At 35.6% G+C, this 15,353-nt stretch carries 13 protein-coding genes; 4 read left to right on the top strand and 9 right to left on the bottom strand.

Annotation, left to right across the window (positions count from 1 at the left end):
- The first annotated feature begins 93 nt into the window (after window positions 1–93).
- Window positions 94–258 carry a hypothetical protein gene (locus ACRDEC_RS13790; protein WP_431498940.1) on the top strand — a complete coding sequence of 55 codons (165 nt, stop codon included), beginning with the start codon at window positions 94–96 and terminating at the stop codon, window positions 256–258.
- A gap of 86 nt (window positions 259–344) precedes the next feature.
- On the opposite strand, the gene ACRDEC_RS13785 is transcribed toward ACRDEC_RS13790, so the two are convergent.
- The 7 genes from ACRDEC_RS13785 to ACRDEC_RS13755 all read right to left on the bottom strand — a co-directional run bounded on the left by ACRDEC_RS13785 (window position 345) and on the right by ACRDEC_RS13755 (window position 8,472).
- A complete protein-coding gene (locus tag ACRDEC_RS13785) occupies window positions 345–1,202 on the bottom strand; it encodes a class I SAM-dependent methyltransferase (RefSeq protein WP_431498939.1) in 858 nt (285 codons plus the stop codon).
- Between the two features lie 170 nt (window positions 1,203–1,372).
- A complete protein-coding gene (gene secA, locus ACRDEC_RS13780; RefSeq protein WP_431498938.1) occupies window positions 1,373–4,723 on the bottom strand; it encodes a preprotein translocase subunit SecA in 3,351 nt (1,116 codons plus the stop codon).
- A 78-nt stretch (window positions 4,724–4,801) separates the two neighbouring features.
- Entirely contained in the window at window positions 4,802–5,023 is a 222-nt protein-coding gene (locus ACRDEC_RS13775) for a DUF2795 domain-containing protein (protein WP_002986941.1), read from the bottom strand.
- A gap of 154 nt (window positions 5,024–5,177) precedes the next feature.
- Complete coding sequence (locus ACRDEC_RS13770) at window positions 5,178–5,747, bottom strand: cob(I)yrinic acid a,c-diamide adenosyltransferase (protein ID WP_431498937.1); 570 nt, start codon at window positions 5,745–5,747, stop codon at window positions 5,178–5,180.
- 43 nt (window positions 5,748–5,790) lie between these two features.
- Entirely contained in the window at window positions 5,791–6,648 is an 858-nt protein-coding gene (locus tag ACRDEC_RS13765) for an ATP-grasp domain-containing protein (protein ID WP_431498936.1), read from the bottom strand.
- 79 nt (window positions 6,649–6,727) lie between these two features.
- On the bottom strand, window positions 6,728–7,414 hold the full coding sequence (locus tag ACRDEC_RS13760; protein WP_431498935.1) for an ABC transporter ATP-binding protein: 687 nt from the start codon (window positions 7,412–7,414) through the stop codon (window positions 6,728–6,730).
- 239 nt (window positions 7,415–7,653) lie between these two features.
- Window positions 7,654–8,472: an Omp28-related outer membrane protein gene (locus ACRDEC_RS13755; protein ID WP_431498934.1), complete on the bottom strand. Its 819-nt coding sequence runs from the start codon at window positions 8,470–8,472 to the stop codon at window positions 7,654–7,656.
- A gap of 124 nt (window positions 8,473–8,596) precedes the next feature.
- On the opposite strand from ACRDEC_RS13755, the gene ACRDEC_RS13750 reads away from it, so the two are divergent.
- Both ACRDEC_RS13750 and ACRDEC_RS13745 read left to right on the top strand, forming a co-directional pair.
- Window positions 8,597–9,070 carry a TlpA family protein disulfide reductase gene (locus tag ACRDEC_RS13750; protein WP_431498933.1) on the top strand — a complete coding sequence of 158 codons (474 nt, stop codon included), beginning with the start codon at window positions 8,597–8,599 and terminating at the stop codon, window positions 9,068–9,070.
- Between the two features lie 11 nt (window positions 9,071–9,081).
- Entirely contained in the window at window positions 9,082–10,749 is a 1,668-nt protein-coding gene (locus ACRDEC_RS13745; protein WP_431498932.1) for a DUF6029 family protein, read from the top strand.
- Window positions 10,750–10,788: 39 nt separating this feature from the next.
- Here ACRDEC_RS13745 and ACRDEC_RS13740 read toward each other — a convergent pair whose 3' ends face one another.
- Window positions 10,789–11,568, bottom strand: coding sequence for a class I SAM-dependent methyltransferase (locus ACRDEC_RS13740; protein WP_431498931.1), 780 nt, complete (start codon window positions 11,566–11,568; stop codon window positions 10,789–10,791).
- A 207-nt stretch (window positions 11,569–11,775) separates the two neighbouring features.
- On the opposite strand from ACRDEC_RS13740, the gene ACRDEC_RS13735 reads away from it, so the two are divergent.
- On the top strand, window positions 11,776–13,329 hold the full coding sequence (locus ACRDEC_RS13735) for an SDR family oxidoreductase (RefSeq protein WP_431498930.1): 1,554 nt from the start codon (window positions 11,776–11,778) through the stop codon (window positions 13,327–13,329).
- Window positions 13,330–13,411: 82 nt separating this feature from the next.
- On the opposite strand, the gene ACRDEC_RS13730 is transcribed toward ACRDEC_RS13735, so the two are convergent.
- A complete protein-coding gene (locus tag ACRDEC_RS13730; RefSeq protein ID WP_431498929.1) occupies window positions 13,412–15,274 on the bottom strand; it encodes an ABC-F family ATP-binding cassette domain-containing protein in 1,863 nt (620 codons plus the stop codon).
- Between the last annotated feature and the right edge of the window lie 79 nt (window positions 15,275–15,353).

Genomic DNA, 15,353 nt, shown 5'->3' with positions numbered 1-15,353 from the left:
ATGCAGGCCTGCAAGATTTGAACACTTGTAGGTCTGGACCAAAAACGATTTTTTCTAAATTAATATATAAACCATATAAAAAAAATAAACGCCATGGAGGAAAATTTAATAAGCAGAGGAACTGCAAGTAATATAACTTTTGTAACGAATACTCTTTTTGATATTTTAGGTATTGCCTTAATTGTAATAATGATTATTATTCTGATTAAGCTTTACGGTAAAGTCATTAAACTGATTGAGCAAAATTTTATGAGTTAGTTTGCTTTATTTTAAATAAAAATCCCCAATTATTTTTGTAATTGGGGATGAGTTATATTACTATTGAAATTAATAAGAAATATGCCTTATTTTTTGAATACAACGATATCCTGGTATTCTATTTTGTCAGTATTTCTTATTTCATCTTTCCAAAATCCATCTATGATGTTGGTAATTTGAAGATTGGATGCTTTGGCCATTTCGTGTAGCTTTTGTTTAGAAATAGCAATATTTCCGGACTTTACTTTTTCGTTCATCAGTCTGTAACCATCAGCTTTGAAAGGAAACCCAAACCTTTGCGCATTTGTGATATAATCTTCATCTGTATCATCATATAAGAAAAAGGTGGATAAACAAAGTCCGTCTTTGGTCAGTGTTTTTTGTATCTCTTTTAAATAATTTTGTATTTCGGTTATTCCCATATGGGTAAATACAGAAAATGAAAATATCTTATCAAAGGAATTTTCAGGGTAAGGGAAAATAAAGTCTTCTGCCGCATTTCCTGAGCTATTGTATAGATCGTTATGAAGCGGAATATAGGTAAAATTAAAATTAGAATGCTTTTTTTTAAATTTTGAGTTACACCAATCGATGCCTTCTTTAACGACATCAAAACCTTCATATTTTCCATCTTTATCTAAGTATTGGGTCAAAGAGATGGCAGTACGCCCAATGCCGCAGCCAATGTCTAAAATGGCATCTGACGGAACCAATCCGGTTTCATTTTTGAGTATTTCCAGCTGGTGATTGCTTTGAGAAATAAAATTTTGGGCACTTGCGGGAGATCCTGTAAATATTTTGCCTCTGGGAGGAACGAATTCATGGGTTTTACCTGTAAAGGCATCTAATAAGTCTTGTGGATAATAATACAATCTTCTTACTGTATATCTTTGCTTTGAAGATAAACCGTACCAGATTTTTCGTAAGATTCTGTTTTTATTCATGAGGGGCAAGTAAAAATTTATTTTTTAATCGATGCAAATTAACAACTTATTATTTTAGGAAAGCTCAGGCAATGGTAAAGATTTTGTCTTTTAGTGCCTATCTATTCCAATAAAAAAAACCTCAATTATTTTTACATAATTGAGGTTTTTAAACTTATTTATTTTGAAAATTATTCATTAACGATAACCCATTCGCCAGAAGCTAACATGCTTTCCGCTTTTTTGTATTTCATCGTTTCTGATTTTCCACTCATCACGTGTTTTATTGTTACATTGTCATTACGGTTAATCTTTGGCTGGTCTCGAACAATCGTTTCAGTCACGTGACGCTGTTGAGTTTGTCCGGCTTCATGATTACGTTCTGCAATTTCGTCGCTGTTTAAAACGTCTTCTTTGCTTTCTGTATATTTTTCTTTTGTACGAACTTCTTTTGCTTCTTGAATATTGTTGTTTTGCTGTGGCAAATCACCTTTAAGCAAGAAAGAAATGACTTCTTTATTGATGTTGTCAATCATCGTTTTAAACAAATTGAAAGCTTCAAATTTGTAGATAAGTAATGGATCTTTTTGTTCGTGAACGGCTAATTGAACAGATTGTTTCAATTCATCCATTTTACGTAAGTGTTTTTTCCAAGCTTCATCAACGATAGCTAATGTGATGTTTTTTTCGAAATCAGCTATTAATTGTTTTCCTTGGCTTTCGTAAGCACGTTTCAAATCAGTTACTACATTCAGCGACTTAATTCCATCCGAGAAAGGAACAATAATACGCTCAAAATGATTTCCTGGATTTTCGTATACATTGCGAATGATAGGGAAAGCATCTTCTGCATTTCGCTCAATTTTTTCATTGTAATGCTGTAAAGCCGCTTTGTATATTTTTCCGGTTAATTCGATTTCAGTCAATTTTGAAAATTCTGACTCAGTTACCGGAGAAGTGATAGATAAATTACGGATTAATTCGAATTCGAAATTTTTGTAATCGTTTGTTAATTTATTTTTATCGACAATTACTTCACAAGTGTCATACATCATGTTGGCAATATCCAGTTTCAGACGTTCACCATGTAAAGCGTGACGACGGCGTTTGTATACTACTTCACGTTGCGCGTTCATAACATCATCATATTCTAATAAACGTTTACGAACACCAAAGTTATTTTCTTCTACTTTTTTCTGAGCACGCTCGATAGATTTGGTCATCATAGAATGCTGAATTACTTCGCCTTCTTTCAATCCCATTCTGTCCATTACTTTTGCAACTCTTTCAGAACCGAATAAACGCATTAGGTTATCTTCCAGCGATACATAAAATTGAGAACTACCCGGATCACCCTGACGACCTGCACGACCACGTAACTGGCGGTCAACACGACGTGAATCATGGCGTTCAGTACCAATAATGGCTAAACCACCGGCTGCTTTTACTTCTGGAGTCAATTTAATATCGGTACCACGACCAGCCATATTGGTTGCAATCGTTACAACGCCTGGTTTACCTGCTTCTTCAACGATTTGTGCCTCTTGCTTGTGCATTTTGGCATTCAATACGTTGTGGGGAATGTTTCTCATTTTCAACATTCGGCTTAATAATTCAGAGATTTCTACTGAAGTTGTTCCGATAAGTACCGGTCTCCCTGCTTGAGAAAGTTCAACAACGTCTTCGATAACCGCATTGAATTTTTCACGAACAGAACGATAAATCAAATCTTCTCTGTCAACACGTGAAATACCTCTGTTAGTTGGGATTTCAACAACATCTAATTTGTAAATTTCCCAAAACTCACCAGCTTCTGTAGTTGCCGTTCCGGTCATACCAGCTAATTTGCTGTACATACGGAAGTAATTTTGTAATGTTACAGTAGCATAAGTTTGGGTTGCATCTTCAATTTTTACATTTTCTTTAGCTTCAATTGCCTGGTGTAATCCGTCAGAATAACGACGGCCATCCATGATACGACCAGTTTGCTCGTCAACAATCATGACTTTATTTTCCATAATCACATATTCGGTATCTTTTTCGAATAATGTGTAAGCTTTTAAAAGTTGTGTCAGGGTATGAATACGCTCGCTTTTTACACTGAAATCCTGGAATAAAAGTTCTTTTTGTTCCGCTTCTTCTTCTTTAGAAAGGTTTAGTTTTTCTATTCGGGCAATTTCAGTTCCGATGTCCGGTAAAACGAAGAAAGTATCATTGGTGTCTTTCGACATCGTCTGAATTCCGCTTTCGGTTAATTCTACCTGATTGTTTTTCTCTTCAATAACAAAATACAAAGCTTCATCTACTTTTGGCATTTCACGGTTGTTATCTGCCATGTATTGATTTTCGGTTTTTTGAAGTAATTGTTTAACGCCTTCTTCCGATAAAAACTTGATTAATGCTTTGTTTTTAGGCAATGCTCTGTAAGCTCTCAATAATTGGAAACCACCTTCTTTAGTGTTTCCTTCTTTAATTAAGCGTTTTGCTTCTGCTAAGAAACCGTTAGCCAACTGGCGTTGCATATTTACCAGATTGTCAATTTTAGGTTTTAATTCGTTAAATTCATGACGGTCACCATCAGTTACCTGACCTGAGATGATTAATGGAGTTCTCGCATCATCAATTAATACAGAATCGACCTCATCGACAATAGCGAAGTTGTGCTTTCTTTGAACCAAATCGCTTGGAGAATGGGACATATTATCACGAAGATAATCAAAACCGAATTCATTATTTGTACCATACGTAATATCCGCTTCATACGCTTTTCTGCGTTCGTCAGAGTTTGGCTGGTGTAAATCGATACAGTCTACTGTTAATCCGTGAAATTCGAATAAAGGTGCTTTCCAGGCGCTATCACGTTTTGCCAAGTAGTCATTTACAGTTACAAGGTGCACACCGTTTCCGGTCAAAGCGTTTAAGTACAATGGAAGTGTAGCAACCAATGTTTTTCCTTCCCCTGTCTGCATTTCGGAAATTTTACCTTGGTGCAGTACGATACCGCCTATTAATTGGACATCATAATGAATCATATCCCAGGTAATTTCTTTACCTGCAGCATTCCAAGAATTGGCCCAAACAGCAGAATCACCCACTATGTTGATATAAGATTTCGAAGCAGAAAGCTCTCTGTCTTTCGGTGTAGCTGAAACGGTAACTTGAGTATTTTCTTTAAAACGTTTTGCAGTTTCTTTAACGACAGCAAAAGCTTCAGGAAGTATTTCATTTAGTGTTTTTTCAGAAATCTCATAGGCTTCTTTCTCAAGCGCATCAATCTGTACATAAATGTCTTCGCGGGCATCGATATCCTGAATGGCTTCCACTTCCAGTTTTAAACTTTCAATTTGAGCATCTTTTTCAGCGCGTGCCTGCTTAATTTTTTGTTTGAATTCGGTTGTCTTTGCTCTTAATTCATCATGTGATAATGAACTTAAGTTACTTTCAAATGCTTTTATTTTGGTGATAAGCGGCTGAATGGCTTTGACATCTTTTTGTGATTTGTCGCCTACAAATGCTTTTAGTATACTGTTTATGAAACTCATAATAATTTTGTTTAAAAAATGGGTGTTAAATTAACCAAAAAAAAAGTCTCGATAGAGACTTTTTAGCAGGTTTTATTTCTAATATTCATCCTCGTTCCAAAGGTAATCTTCGTCAGTTGGATAATCTGGCCAAATTTCTTCCATTGATTCGTAAATTTCTCCTTCGTCTTCAATAGATTGTAGGTTTTCTACCACTTCAAGTGGAGCACCTGTTCTTATGGCGTAGTCGATCAATTCGTCTTTGGTAGCAGGCCAAGGTGCATCGCTTAAATATGATGCTAATTCTAATGTCCAATACATCTTGTTGAATTTTAATTTAATGCAAAAATAATTTTTCTACTGAAAAAATCAAGTTTTTTTTGATTTATTTTTAGGTAAAGTTAAGAACGTCTTTTTAAGTGCTCGCTTTTTAGTCATAATAACCAGTTTCTGAACACTTAAAAACTGGAATCGGTTACTTTCTGGGTATCCATTGTACTTCTTCGGCACGTAAATCATTCGTCAACTTCCGTGCCAATACAAAAAGATAGTCAGAAAGTCGGTTCAGGTACTTAATTACAAGCTCATCTGTAGGCTCCATGTCATTTAAATGGACGGCTAAACGTTCGGCACGACGGCAGACACAGCGGGCTATATGACAATATGACACTGTTGTATGGCCGCCTGGCAAAACGAAATGTGTCATTTGCGGTAACGATTCTTCCATAGTGTCGATTTCGTTTTCTAGAAATTCGATATCAGATTCCACAATACCAAGGTTTTGCAATCTTGGCTGGCCGTTTTTTAAAGTTTCTTTCTCAGGAGGAGTCGCTAGAATGGCACCAACAGTAAATAATCTGTCCTGAACTTCAATGAGGACATTTTTGTATAATGTATTTATTTCCTGATCTCGGATTAACCCGATGTAAGAGTTTAATTCGTCAACGGTTCCGTAACTTTCAATACGAATATGATGTTTTGGTACCCGGGTTCCGCCAAAAAGGGCAGTAGTTCCTTTGTCTCCGGTTTTAGTATATACTTTCATTATGTGGTTTGTTTATACGATGATTTGAAATCTAAGTACAAATTTACTTTATTAATTCTAATATTGATTTAACAAATCTTTCCTGTGAGCCATCACTTAAGTTAAAATACAAATCGGGTTCAATGCATTCGATTTCCATTAAATGCAATTCGTTTTCGATAATGATTCCGTCTACTCTGGCGTACAAAAGGTTTCCGTCGAATTGATTTACTATTTTTTGAGCCGCTTCGATTAATTCCGAAGAAGGTTGTGTCAGCGTGTATTCTCCGCCAAATTGACTTTGAACTCTAAAATCGCCTTCAATTGGTTTTTTATTGATACAGTGAGAGAATTTTTTATTAAAAAAGATAAATGATGTTTCCCCTAATGTTTGAATTTCCGGCATAAATTGCTGCAATAAGAGTTCTTTTTCAGAAGCAATAGATTGGTATTCATCATTTATTTCTGCAATAGTATCAAGTCCAAAAACGGTAGTTTGATACGCTCCTCCTGAAAAAGCAGGTTTTATAACGGCTTTTGTCCAATCAGAAGGGATTATGTCTGGAAGATTAAGATTGGTTGTTTTATCAATGAAAATTGTCGGAATAATGAGGATGCCGTTTTCCTTCATTTCACGCAAGTAAAATTTGTGTTTGTTTTCTTTGATGACTTCGATTGAATTTAAGGTTTTAACGCCTAATTTTTCAATACGGTCAAGCCAAAGATTGAATTCGGATTCTTTTTCGAAGTAATCCCAGGTATTGCGGAAGATTAAATAATCGAAATCAGTCCAATTAATCTTTTTATCATCCCAAATCACTGCTTTTGCAGCAATATTGTATTTTGCCAGTTCAGGAATTAGGAGTTGATCTGCAGAAGTTAATTCTGGTAAATTCTCGCAGGTAAGTAGGGCAATATTCATTCTTATTTTATTTGTGCGTATGGGTTATCCGATTGACATTCCGAAAAAAGCGTAAAAATTAAGAAAGGTATCAGATTAACTATTTTGAAGTATCACTTTCAATTATACCGTCACGCAGTCGGATTATTCTGTGTGCATGTGATGCAATATCTTCTTCGTGTGTAACAAGAATAACAGTGTTTCCGTTACTGTGGATTTCTCCGAAGAGTTTCATGATTTCTTCAGAAGTTTTACTGTCTAAATTTCCAGTAGGTTCATCAGCAAGAATAATAGATGGTTTATTAACCAATGCTCTTGCGATGGCTACACGCTGGCGTTGCCCGCCTGAAAGTTGATTAGGCTGGTGATCCATCCTGTCGTCAAGGCCTACTTGTGTCAGGACTTCTTCAGCCCTGGTTTTTCTATCGTTTTTGGAATAACCGGCATAAATCATCGGTAAAGCTACATTGTCTAATGCTGTTGTTCTTGGTAAAAGATTGAACGTTTGAAATACAAACCCGATTTCTTTATTTCTGATTTCGGCTAGTTCATTGTCAATCATTTGGCTAACGTCTTTTCCATTCAAAATATATTGACCGGAAGTAGGCGTGTCCAAGCAGCCTAAAAGATTCATCAATGTAGATTTTCCGGAACCGGAAGGCCCCATTAATGCAACATACTCTCCTTTATTGATCTGTAAATCTATTCCTTTAAGAACGTTAATTGTTTCGCTGCCAAGAATAAAATCTCTCTTGATATTGGTTATTCTGATTAATGAATTTGACATTTTAAGAAATTTATGTTGTTCCGGATTAGTATAACTAAAAGAGATATTGTTACACATATATTACTGAAATTGGAATTGTATGTAATTATGGAATTGATTTGGCAGTTATATTTTGAATTGGAGAAGGACAAACGTTCGTTAAAACAAGCTTTTGGTATTTCAGTAGAATGGAGTATATAGCAATAAAAAAAGCCCTTAAAAGTAATTTACCTTTAAGGGCTTTAAATTTATAAGAAATATTAAGGGTTTTGTTCGAATGACTGATCTACATTAGGTAGAGCTTCTCTAACATTTATAGCACCTCCGTTAGATCCTATAACAAAAGCTACGAAATGAAGATTAGCAGCATTAGTTACGTTAGTAGGCAATGTAAGAGTGAAATTCTTAGTTATTGTCTGACCTGTAGTTGTTCCGGTTAGAGCATCTCCATTGATACTAGTCAGTGCTTCTCTTAAAACATTGTCATGCTCGAAATTTGAAATAGTACTGGTTCCTCCGTAAAAAGAAGTATAATTTGTCTGATTGTAAACTAAATTATCTTCAACTAAATATACAACCAATTTAGTATTTGTAAGATCTTTAGCAAATTTGATTTTAACGTCAAGATTGATATTTCCGCCAGATACAGTTGAGTTCATAGCTATTCCTAATCCGGCATTATTTCTAGATAAGTTTTTTGCCTGATTGATGTGCGTATTTTCAGGATATACCCATTCTACAGTTCTATCTAGCATTCCTGTAGGATAACCTTGAATTTCTATTGGTAAAGATCCAGTATATCTCATTGGTTCTGAGGCAGATCCTCCGTGAATAGCAACAGCAACAGATTTTGTTGTAGCTGTTTTTACAGCTTCAATACTATAAGCTACTCTTGGGCACCAACCACACCATGTTCCAGTATAATCTTCGATTAAAACGTTTTTCTGAAACATTCCAGGTATTGGGTCATCGTTTACAGCAGGAGTGCTGCTTCCTTCAGATGGAGCATCATCTTTACTGCATGATGCAACTAGTAAAACAAGGGTCAGGGCAAAAAAATGCGATGTAATTTTTTTCATAATTAATTTAAATTAGTGTGTTTTTCGAGGTTTATTATGCAAATAAATACTTTTTTTTTAAATTATGCATAATTTATCTCATAATAAATTAAAAAAATGATTTTATTTGCGAAAAAAATTAAATATGAAAAACCTTTACTTCCTGGCCTTATTAATTGGCTTCAATCTGTCTGCGCAAGAACTGCCAAATCTTAACCTTCTGAATTTAGAAGGAAAATCGGTTTCTTTAAAAAATGATTTTATGGAGAAAGATAAAATCTATGTTTTCTCTTTTTGGGCAACATGGTGCGGACCATGTATAAACGAATTGGAAGAGATGAATGAGCTGCAGGAAGAATGGAAAAAAGAGATCAACATTGAAATTATAGCCGTTTCTATTGATGATTCGCGTACGCAAAAAAGAGTAAAGCCATTGGTTAAAGGAAAAGAGTGGAATTATAATGTATTGTTAGATACCAATCAGGATTTTAAAAGAGCAATGTCTATTGTAAACCCGCCTTATACAATTGTTGTGAAAAACGGAAAAATTGTACATATTCAAAATGGCTATGTTCCCGGAAATGAGAAAGATTTATATGAAAAAATTAAAACATTATAAATCTTAAAACTATGAAAAAAAGTTTGACAATACTTTTGGTATTAGCTTCCACAGTATTTTATGCCCAGGAAGAAGAGAAAAAGGATTACGGCAGAGTATTTGGTGGTTTCGAATCAAATTCCCAATGGTATCTTAACGATAAAGAATTACATACAACGCATCCGGAAGATCCTTTCCGATCCAATAATTACCTGTTTTTAAATTACAATTATAAAAAATGGACCGTTGGAATTCAAGGAGAATCGTATGAACCAAATGCCCTTTTAAACTATAACCCCGAATATAAAGGAACAAATGTGTCTACTTATTTTGTTCAATATAAATCGGATAAAATCGATGTTACTGCAGGATATTTTTACGAGCAGTTCGGAAGCGGATTAGTTCTCAGAAGTTGGGAAGACAGAGCGTTGGGGATCAATAATGCATTAAGAGGAGGAAGGGTTATATACACTCCTGTAAGTTATTTATCTTTTACGGGATTATATGGCCGTCAAAAAAGCGGTTTTAATGTGTCTGATAGTGATATATTTGGTTTCAACTCTGAAATCGGAATTTCTGATATTCTAAAAATGGAGTCTTCAGATTTGACTTTAGGATTAAGTTATGTTGGAAGAAATGAAAAAACAGCAATTGTAGATCCTAATTTTTCTGAATTGACAAATGTGTATTCAGGAAGAATTAATTTCACCCACAATGCCTTTTATATCTCAACAGAGTTTGATTATAAATCAGATGACGCCATTGTAGAGGTTCAAAAAATTGAAAATGATTTTATCAAACCGGGAACTGCATTGCTTGTTAATGTTGGATATTCCCAAAAAGGGTTTGGAATAGACGGTAGTTTCAGAAGAATGGAGAATATGAGTTTTTTCTCGGAAAGAACCGCAAAAGGGAACTTGTACAATGATAAGATTATAAATTTTATTCCCAGCTTAACGAAACAGCATCATAACAGCTTGGCTAATATCTATGTTTATCAGGCTCAGCCTTCCGTTTCTTTGCCGGATGAAAGTATATTGAAATCGGGCGAAATAGGAGGTCAGATTGATTTGTTTTATAATTTTAAGAAAGAGTCAGCTTTAGGAGGTAAAACCGGAACTAAAGTGTCTGTTAATATGTCAAATTGGTTCGGGTTAGACGGGAAATACTCTGTTTCAGATCCGAGAGATTATCAGACTGATTTCCTTGCTTTCGGAAAAAAATATTTTTCAGATTATAACATCGAAATCGATAAGAAAATCAATGATAAATGGCATACCATTTTTACTTACATCAACCAATATTACAATAAGAAATTTGTGGAAGAAACCAGTGGTTTAGTAAAAACAAACATAATTTCTGCAGAAGCAACATATAAATTTATGGAAGCTAAATCCATCCGTGTTTTAGGTGAACATCTATGGGCTGACAGCGATAAGAAAAACTGGGCAGCTTCGACAATAGAATTCAATGCAAGCAAGAAATGGTCTTTTTATTGTTCGGATTTATATAATTATGGCAACCTTGATAAAGAGAAGAGAAACCATTATTATAATGTTGGAGCGGCTTTTAGAAAAAATGCGACAAGAGTTTCATTAAATTACGGCAGACAAAGAGGCGGTTTATTGTGTGTAGGCGGAGTTTGCAGGTTTGTTCCTGAAAGCACCGGACTTTCATTGTCTTTGAACACTTCCTTTTAATTAAAATTATTGCATAACGGAACGGAATCCGAAAGGATATTACGAACGGATTATAAAATGTTCTTTTTTCTGTTCGGTTCTGAAGAATACAAAACCCCATTGAAACGTGTCAATCGTAATCGTTACTTTGGGGTTTTCTTTTATACCTTCCCAAGCATTTTCCATGTCTTCAGACCAATGAATATCATCAAAAATCCAAACGGAATCATTGGTAATTGTTGGCAATAAAAGCTCGAAATAATCCAAAGTCGCTTGTTTGGAATGATTTCCATCGAAGTAAATTATCTGGTAATTTACTGCAGCCATTGTATTGTTATTGAAATAGTTTTTAAATTCGGTTACAATCGTTTCGATATTGTCCAAATGGAACAGCTGAAATTGATTTGTTGCCACCGAAGCCGTTTGCGGACAGCCTTCAAGCGTTGTAATTTGTGACTTAAGATTTCCCAATGAAAGGGCAGAAGTGGCTAATCCTAACGAGGTGCCAATTTCCAAAATGTCCGAAGGCTGAAAATAACCTGCAATCCGACACAACAATTCAGCACGTTTTGGCGAAATTCCAGCCGTTTGGGCAATTTTAGAAACCTGGCGTATATTGGATTTAAAAACCCTTGAGCCAGCACCAAAGTCTGTTACTTCAATTGTATTTTTATTTTGTAAAAGCGAATTCCTGTAGTTTTTTAAAACGGCATATTCGGGCTTCGTTTTTTTATCGTAAAAGCATTTGGTGACCAAATCAAATACGAATGGCGAATGTACTCCATGATGGTTTTTAGAGTTCCAAAGGAATTGTATGTAGGATTTGATTTGAAATATCATAGTAAAGCGCAAGATTTTACAAAGAAGGGACGAAGATACAAAGTCATTTTATAAACATGGAATCTTTTATAAGGAAAAATAAAATCCGACTTTTTGAATGGTCGTTTTTCCTTCGTTAATCTTTGATAGTGAACCTTATTGTTGGAGGAAATTTTAAAACTATCTTTGCAGCCTCGGCAGTTTTGCCAAAAAATAGATATCTTTTTTATGATGACGTTGGATGAAACAGTACATAAGCAAGCAATAACTTCGGAAGAAATTGACAAATGCATCACTTTGCTGACGCAATTAAATATGGATACTGACCAGATATTTGATATTCCGAAGGCGCAACGAACAGCCCTGATTAAAGCAGCGGGTTTATTCTCCAGACCGGACCGCGATGAGCTTTCCCGTAGAAAAAAGGACGGAAGATTAGTTGCCAAACGTAAAAAGGAAAATAAGGATAAAACGGCTCGTAAGGAAACCGGAATCCGTAGTGCACGGGAAACGAGTGTGTTTATCGCACCTAAATTACTGGCATTTACTGATCTTGCTGACAAAGAACAATTAGAGTTGGAAACGCCAAGAAATTGTTATGTCTGCAAAACATCGTTTACTAAAATGCACCATTTTTACGATACAATGTGTACTGATTGCGGTGATTTTAATTATGCCAAACGTTTTCAAACGGCAAATGTAAAAGAGCAAATTGCGGTTATCACAGGTTCTCGTTTGAAAATTGGATACCACATTACGCTGATGCTTTTACGAGGAGGAGCAACTGTTATCGCGACGACTCGGTTTCCAGTTGACTCAGCTTTGCGTTTTGCCAAAGAACCGGATTTTATGGAGTGGGGACATCGGCTGAAAATTCACGGATTGGATTTACGACATATCCCCAGTGTAGAGATTTTCTGCAATTTTATTGAACAAAAATACGGGCGTTTGGATATTCTTATCAATAATGCTGCGCAAACCGTGCGAAGACCTGCCGGATTTTACACGCATTTAATGGAGAATGAAGAAAGACCGATTGTCTCATTGCCCAAACAAGTTCAAGAGCTGTTATTCGATCATACCGGTTGTTTGCAGGAATTAAAAGAATTGACTTCCGGAGCTTCTTCCAATCAGAATATGCCGGTAACCTGGCACGGACCTGAGCCGGGAATTGGGTTGAGGTCTTCGGCTAAATTATCTCAAATTCCTTATTCTTTCGATAACACGCTAGTGGCGAATGACGTTTTTCCCGAAGGACAATTGGATGCTGATTTACAGCAAGTAGATTTGAGAAAAACAAACAGCTGGCGTTTAAAATTAGGAGAAATAGAAACGACTGAAATGATAGAGGTGCAACTCGTTAATGCTGTGGCCCCTTTTGTATTGTGCAATCGTCTTGCTGAAGTAATGAAGAAAGACAACACAGGTCAAAAACACATTATCAATGTTTCTGCAATGGAAGGCAAGTTTTATCACGGGTACAAAGATGCCAGACACCCACACACTAATATGGCTAAAGCGGCACTGAATATGTTGACGCATACTGCTGCAGGTGCTTTGGCAAAACAAGGTATTTTTATGAATGCTGTAGATACGGGCTGGGTTACTGATGAAGATCCTGCCGAATTAGTAAAAAGAAAGCAAGAGGAAGAAGATTTTCAACCACCATTGGATATTGTTGACGGTGCTGCAAGAGTTATGGATCCTTTGTTTGACGGTATTAATACAGGAAAACACTGGTGCGGAAAATTCTTAAAAGATTATGTACCGATAGCTTGGTAATAATCTGTTTTTAAATAAAAAAACCACAACAAAATCATATCTGTTGTGGTTTTCTCCTTATTCTTGTCTCTTGCCTTTGATTTTATCCTTCAATTTTACCTGAAAGTTCAAACCAACGCTCTTCTTTGTCTTCAATCTTCTTAATTACATTTTGCAGTTCATTGGCTTTCTTTTCAATATCAGTATCTGCTACTTTACCATCTGAAAATAATTGTTCAATTTCTTTTTTCTTCAATTCCAAATCTTTGATTTCTCTTTCGATTTTCTGGAATTCTTTCTGCTCGTTAAATGTTAAGCCTGAAGTATTGTTTTGTTGCTTCCAATCTTTTTTTTCCGCTTTGTTTTCTTCTTTTTGAGTTACTTCGGCACTGTCTTCATAGGCTCTGAAATCAGAATAGTTTCCAGGGAAATTCTCAATTTGACCCTGACCTCTGAAAACAAATAAGTGGTCAACAATCTTGTCCATAAAGTAACGGTCGTGCGATACCACTAATAAACAGCCAGGGTAATCCAAAAGGAAGTTTTCCAGAACGTTCAATGTTACGATATCCAAATCATTAGTAGGTTCGTCCAGAATTAAGAAATTAGGGTTCTGAATTAAAACAGTACACAAATACAATCTTTTTAATTCGCCTCCGCTTAATTTTTCAACATAATCGTATTGCTTTTTCGAATCAAATAAAAATCGCTCAAGCAATTGCGAAGCAGAAATGATTTTTCCTTTTGCCAACGGAATATATTCACCATATTCTTTTATGATATCAATTACACGTTGCCCTGGTTTCGGATTGATACCACTTTGGGTGTAATATCCTATTTTTATGGTGTCTCCGACAATCACTTTTCCGCCATCCAGTGGAAGTGTTCCTGTCAGAAGATTTAAGAATGTTGATTTTCCCGTTCCGTTTTTTCCAATAATACCAATTCTGGCACCACGCTGAAAATCGAAAGTGAAGTTGTCTAGGATTACATGATCGCCAAATTTCTTTGAAACCTTATGAAGTTCTATAATCTTACTTCCCATGCGCTCCATGTTGATTTCGAGCTCGACAACATTGTCTTTTCGACGGCTTTCGGCTTTTTCTTTAATCACGTAAAAATCATCTTGTCGTGATTTCGATTTGGTCGTACGCGCTTTTGGCTGGCGACGCATCCAGGCTAATTCTTTTATGAAAAGATTCTGTGCTTTATCGATGCTGGCATTTTCTGAAGCAATACGCTCTTCTTTTTTCTCTAAGTAATACGAGTAATTTCCTTTGTATTGGTATAATTTTCCGTTGTCTAATTCGATGATCTCGTTACAAACGCGTTCCAAAAAGAAACGGTCGTGTGTCACCATAAACAGCGTAATATTTTCTTTGGCAAAATAACTTTCTAACCATTCAATCATTTCAAGATCCAAATGATTCGTAGGCTCATCCAAAATCAATAAATCCGGACGGTTAATCAAAATGATAGCTAATGACAAACGTTTTTTCTGTCCACCCGAAAGATTTTTCACCTTTAATTTAAAGTCTTCCAGCTTCAGTTTGAACAAAATCTGTTTGAATTGTGTTTCGAAATCCCATGCATTATGACGGTCCATATCGTCAAAAGCCTTTTGGTAGGCTTCTTCATCTTCCGGTTTTTCCAGCGCTTTTTCGTAACGCTCAATCACATGTAAAACTTCATTGTCGGAAGCAAAAATACTTTCTTCAATCGTCAGTTCGTCCTGTAAATTATGATCCTGAGATAAAAATGCCATTTTAATGTCCTTACGAACAACTACCTGACCTGTATCCGGCTCGTCTTCTCCATTGATGATTTTCATGATGCAGGTTTTTCCCGAACCATTTTTGGCAATAAAAGCGATTTTCTGGTCTTTGTTGATTCCAAATGAAATGTTTTGAAACAAGGTCCGTTCACCAAATGACTTCGATATATTTTCGACTGATAGATAATTCATGTTGTAATGGTGCCTAAATTAGGGCTTTAATGTTTTTTGAAACCCGAAGGCCTCTTGATTTTAAAAAATGAATTCATTT

Source organism: Flavobacterium sp., from assembly GCF_050696275.1.
Taxonomy (GTDB): Bacteria; Bacteroidota; Bacteroidia; order Flavobacteriales; family Flavobacteriaceae; genus Flavobacterium.
Note: the sequence above shows the minus strand (reverse complement) of the source record. Positions and strands in the feature narration are given on the sequence as shown.